Origin of the sequence: Nocardiopsis endophytica (assembly GCF_027706725.1) — a bacterium.
Lineage (GTDB): Bacteria > Actinomycetota > Actinomycetes > Streptosporangiales > Streptosporangiaceae > Nocardiopsis_A > Nocardiopsis_A endophytica.
Map to the genome: position 1 here is coordinate 1 of NZ_JAQFWQ010000204.1, position 1,842 is coordinate 1,842.

Annotated in this window: 1 protein-coding gene; it reads right to left on the reverse strand. The window is 76.0% G+C overall.

All coding sequences use genetic code 11. The features are described 5' to 3' along the window. Positions 1-115 precede the first annotated feature (115 nt). On the reverse strand, positions 116-1,513 hold the full coding sequence (locus O4J56_RS31945) for an NAD(P)/FAD-dependent oxidoreductase (protein WP_270690968.1): 1,398 nt from the start codon (positions 1,511-1,513) through the stop codon (positions 116-118). Positions 1,514-1,842: the final 329 nt, after the last annotated feature.

A 1,842-nucleotide genomic window follows, 5' to 3' on the forward strand; every position in this document is an offset into this window, starting at 1 on the left:
CGGGACGGCCGACAGCGCTGCGATGAGGGCCGCCGACCTTTCCTCGTCGCCGCCAACCACGGCGACCATCCGCACGCCCGCCGCCCGACAGCGCTACCGCAAGGGCCACGGACTCCTACTCGGCGGTGCCCTTCGGGGACAGGCGTTCGGCCATGGTGGCCAGGCGGGAGGTGCCGGAGAGGCGACTCGTCTCCCGCTTGTCCGCTCCCCGGTACAGGCCCCGGGCCACCTGGCGGCCGATCCGCTTCAGGCGGGGGCTCCTCGCCTCCTCCAGACCCGACCAGGGCAGGCGCACCAGCTCGGTGCGGCGCTCCAGGACGGTGTCGCGCAGGGTGCGCCCCACCACATTCGCCAGCGCCATCCCGAAGCGGCCGTACCCCCCGGCCACCGCCACCCCGGTCTCCCTGTCCAATGTCAGTACCGGTGCGTGGTCCGCCGGAGCGCCCACCGACCCCGTCCAGGCGTGCGCGATGGGCACGTCGGCGGCCTCCGGGAACATCCCTGCCAGCGCTCTCCACAGCTCGGCGATGGCCTGCGGCGGCGCGGTCCCCGCCTCGCCCCGGGCGGCGCCGTGGGGCAGCGCTCCCCGCCCACCGACCGCGATACGCCCGTCCGGGGTCCTGCGGGCGAACGCCGGGCGGTGAGCCGCGTCGGCTCTCACCTCCCGGCCGTCCCAGCCGATCTCCTCCCAGAGCGCCTCGTCCAGCGGCTCGGTGGCGATCATCGCGCAGGACTCGGTCGGCCATACCTCCGCCCCAGGGGGCGGGAACCCCTCGGTGGCCAGGATCAGGGTCCGCGCGCGCACCCTGCCGAACGGCGTGACGGCCGCCGGCCCGTCCGAACCGCCCGGCACCACGGCGGTGACCGGGGTCCCCTCGAACACTTCGACGCCCCCGCGCTCGGCCGCCTCGGCGAGCCCGCCCGCGAGCCGGGCCGGGTCCAGGTCGGCGGCGTGCGGGGTGTACGCGCGGCCGTCGCCGTCGATGTACAGGTCCTCGGGCCAGTACCCCCACTCCTGGAGCCAGGCCACCTCGGCGGTCAGGCGCTCCTTCTGCGCGGGGTTGACCGCGGAGGTGCGCATCCCGCCCTTGACCGCGCCGGCGTCCAGGTCCTCCTTCTCGGCGACCGAGACGACCTCGTCGACGGCCGCCATCAGCGCGCGCTGGAGCGCGATGACCGCGCCCTTGCCCCTGCGGCGCGCCAGCTCCTCGCGCGGGCCGGGGAAGTGGGCGGTGACCAGCCCCGCACCGCGCCCGGCGGCCCCGTGGCCGGCGAATTCACGCTCGACCACCGCCACGCGCAGTCCGGGGTCGGCTTCGGCCAGGTAGTAGGCGGTCCAAAGGCCGGTGAACCCGGCCCCGACCACGCACACGTCGTATTCCGCGTCCCCCTGCAGCGATGCGCGCCGTTCCGGGGTCCCCTCCTCGCGGTACCAGTACGAGACTCCCCCGTTGCGGAACCCCTCCGATCGGGGGACCGGGCGCATTTCAGCCGCGCTGGCGAACAGTTTCATCGGGCCGCCCCTCCGAGCCCTGGGTGGTGCCGTGCCGGGCCAGGCTATCGGGGCACGGGGCGACGGTTATCCGTCTCCCCGGGCTTAGTCGGCGCAGCGGTGCACCGGCGACGCGCTGGAGGGGGCCGGTGCGTCGCGGTTTCCGCCCCTTGGGCCGGGCCCCCGACGACGGTCGGCCGCCGCTGGTACCCGCTCACCCCAGGTGGGCCCGGGGCCGGTGCACCGCAGTTCCGCCCCTTGGGCCGGGCCCCCGACGAGGGCCAGCCGCCACCGCTACCCGCTCACCCCAGGTGGGCCCGGGGCCGGTGCACCGCAGTTCCGCCCCTTGG

Excerpts from the sequence above, each read along its gene's own strand:
- O4J56_RS31945 (WP_270690968.1), bottom strand. The coding sequence starts at position 1,513 with ATGAAACTGTTCGCCAGCGCGGCTGAAATGCGCCCGGTCCCCCGATCG.